The organism is Ideonella sp. P3_A4 (assembly GCF_056403075.1).
The window spans coordinates 1-3,170 of sequence record NZ_JBFUGE010000657.1 but is presented as its reverse complement, the minus strand read 5'-3'; the positions used below and the strand labels follow the sequence as shown (position 1 = coordinate 3,170).

At 66.0% G+C, this 3,170-nt stretch carries 2 protein-coding genes and 1 tRNA gene; all 3 read right to left on the bottom strand.

The features are described from left to right. A partial coding sequence (gene tig, locus AC1DYI_RS30660; protein WP_477207894.1) for a trigger factor occupies positions 1–1,199 on the bottom strand: 1,199 nt, incomplete at its 3' end. Positions 1,200–1,227: 28 nt separating this feature from the next. Next, positions 1,228–1,314, bottom strand: a tRNA-Leu gene (locus AC1DYI_RS30655). A gap of 214 nt (positions 1,315–1,528) precedes the next feature. After that, a partial coding sequence (locus tag AC1DYI_RS30650; protein ID WP_477207893.1) for an efflux RND transporter permease subunit occupies positions 1,529–3,170 on the bottom strand: 1,642 nt, incomplete at its 5' end.

Sequence of the window (3,170 nt, the reverse complement as noted above, 5' to 3'; positions counted from 1 at the left end):
ATGCGCTGGCGGTCCGACAGGTACCAGCGCACCACCTCGGCCGGCTTCTCGTAGCTCTGCGCCATTTCCTCGATGTGGGCTTGCAGCTGGTCGGGCTTGGCCTGCAGGCTGTTCTGGCGAACCAGCTCCGACACCACCWGGCCCAGGCGCACGCGGCGCTCGGCTTGCGGGGTAAAGATCTCAGCGGGGATCGGCGCCGTCTCGGCATCCTTCACGCCACGCTGCTTCAGGTCGGCACGGGCACCTTCGGTCAGGCGGCCCACTTCGGCTTCGATCAGGGCCTTGGGCAGGTCCAGCTCGGCGGTCTTGACCAGAGCGTCCATCACGGCGGCCTTGTTGCGGGCCAGCACGCGGAACTTGACCTCGCGCTCCAGGTTCTTCTTGACGTCGGCGCGCAGCGCTTCAACCGTACCGCCGGCGATGCCCAACGACTTGGCAAAGGCCTCGTCGACGGTGGGCAGATTCTGGGCCTCGATCTTCTTCATCGTGACCATGAAATCGGCTTCCTTGCCGGCCACATCCTGGCCGTGGTAGTCGGCCGGGAACTGCAGCGGGAAGGTCTTCGATTCGCCGACCTTCATGCCGCGCACGGCCGAGTCGAACTGCTCGAGCATCTGGCCTTCGCCGATCAGGAACTGGWAGYCYTCGGCCTTGCCGCCKGCGAARGGYTCGCCGTCGATCTTGCCTTCGAAGTCGATCGTCACGCGGTCGCCGACTTCGGCGCCTTCAGCGGCCGGGCGCTGGGCGAAGGTGCGGCGCTGCTTGCGCAGGATCTCGACGGTCTTGTCGATCGCGGGCTCGTCGACTTCGGCCGACACGCGCTCGACTTCGGCGGCGCTCAGGTCGCCCAGCTTGACTTCGGGGTAGACCTCGAAGGTCGCGTCGAAGGCCATCACGCCTTCAGGCGCCTGGTCCTTCTGGGTGATGTTGGGCACGCCAGCCACGCGCAGTTGCGCTTCGTTGGCGGCTTGGGTGAAAGCCTGGCCCAGCTTGTCGTTCATCACCTCGTACTGCACCGAGTAGCCGTAGCGCTGGGCCACGACCGACATCGGCACCTTGCCCGGACGGAAGCCGTCGGCCTTGACGGTGCGGGCCAGCTTCTTCAGGCGGGACTCGACTTCCGAGTTGATCTCGGTGGCCGCCAGCGTCAGCGTGATGCGGCGTTCGAGCTTTTCGAGGGTTTCAACGTTGACTGACATGGTGCGAACTCTGGTTGCGTTACGTGTCTGGTGCGCGGGGCCGGACTCGAACCGGCACGCCCGTGAAGGCGTCAGGACCTAAACCTGGTGCGTCTACCAATTTCGCCACCCGCGCGGGAAAAGCCAGCGAGCCGACCGGCCGGCGCGCCCGCCAGCCGGCTTCGTCGACCCAGCCTTCTTGAAAAAGCTTCTGGCGCGACCGTCCCGAGACGCCTTCGCGCCGCAGGCCGCTCGCGCCAGGCGAACCGGTAAACCGCGTATTCTACTGGGCTCTGGTACGGCTTCGGCGATTCGCGCCGTACTGGGCTTTACCTATTCCAGGCGGGTTCTCACACCACCCCGTTCGGCTCCCGCCGAACCCGGAACCAGGCCGCGTACATCGCCGGCAGCGCCAGCAGCGTCAGCACGGTCGCGACGATCAAGCCGCCCATGATCGCCACCGCCATCGGGCCCCAGAACGGACTGCGTGACAACGGAATCATCGCCAGCACCGCCGCCGCTGCCGTCAACACGATCGGCCGGAAGCGGCGCACCGCCGACTCGACGATCGCAGTCCAGGTCGGCACACCGCGCTGGCGGTCCTGCTCGATCTGGTCGATCAGGATCACCGAGTTGCGCATGATCATGCCGGCCAGCGCGATGAAGCCGAGCAAAGCAACGAAGCCAAACGGCCGGTTCAACAGCAACAGCGCACCCGCCACACCAGCGATGCCCAGCGGCGCCGTCAGCACCACCAGGATGGCGCGCGACACGCTGTGCAGTTGCAGCATCAGCAGCGTGAACATGATGAAGGCCATCAGCGGCACGCCGGCGGCAATCGAGYCCTGCCCCTTCGAGCTTTCGGCCACCGCACCGGCGATCTCGATGTCCATGCCCTCAGGCATGCGATCGCGCAGCTTGGCCATCTCGGGCCAGACTTCCTTGGTGACGGTGGCGCCCTGCACGCCGTCGACCACGTCGCCCTGCACCGTCGCCGCGTACTTGCGGCCTTCACGCCACAACACGCCCGGCTCCCAGCCGAAGCCGATCTTGGCGATCTGCGTCAGCGGGATGCTGCGGCCATTGGTCGTCGGGATGTACGCGTTGCCGATGTCGGTGATGGCATTGCGCTCGTCCGCCGGCTGGCGCAGCACGATGTCGATCAGGCGATCGTTCTCGCGGTACTGGCCGATCGTGCTGCCTGACAGCATCACGCGCGAAGCCTGAGCGATCGACTGGCTGGTCACGCCGAGGGCGCGAGCCTTGTCCTGATCAATCTCGAGCCGCAGCGACTTGACGCGCTCGTTCCAGTTGTCGTTCACGCCCCGCATGCTCGGGTTCTTGCGCAGCACTTCCTTGGCTTCGTCGGCCCAATGGCGCACCGTCTCCATGTCCGGCCCGACGACGCGGAACTGCACCGGGTAAGGCACCGGCGGCCCGTTGGGCAGCAGCTTGATGCGGCCACGCACCTCCGGGAACTCGTTGGCCAGGATCTCGGGCAGCTTCTTGCGCAGCGCCTCGCGCTCAGGCAGGCTCTTGGGCAGCAGGATGAACTGGCTGACGTTGGCCTGCGGGAAGATCTGGTCCAGCGGCAGGTAGAAGCGCGGCACGCCGCTGCCGACCCAGGCCGTCACCGTCTCGATGCTGGTCTCAGTGGCCATGCGCTTTTCGAAGCGCTTCGCCACCTCATTGCTCGACTGGATGGTCGACCCTTCCGGCAGCCACAGGTCGACCAGCACCTCCGGCCGGCTCGAATCGGGGAAGAACTGCTGTTGCACCTTGCCCATGCCGACGATGCCGAGCGCAAAGATGGCCAGCGTCGCGCCGATGGTCTTCCAGCGATGGTTGACGCACCAATCGACCACCTTGCGGAAGCGGCTGTAGAACGGCGTGTCGAACAGCTCGTGCGCTTCGCCTTCATGCGTCTTCTTGGTCTTCAACAGCCACGCGCCGAGGAACGGCACGAAGTAGACCGACACCACCCACGAGATG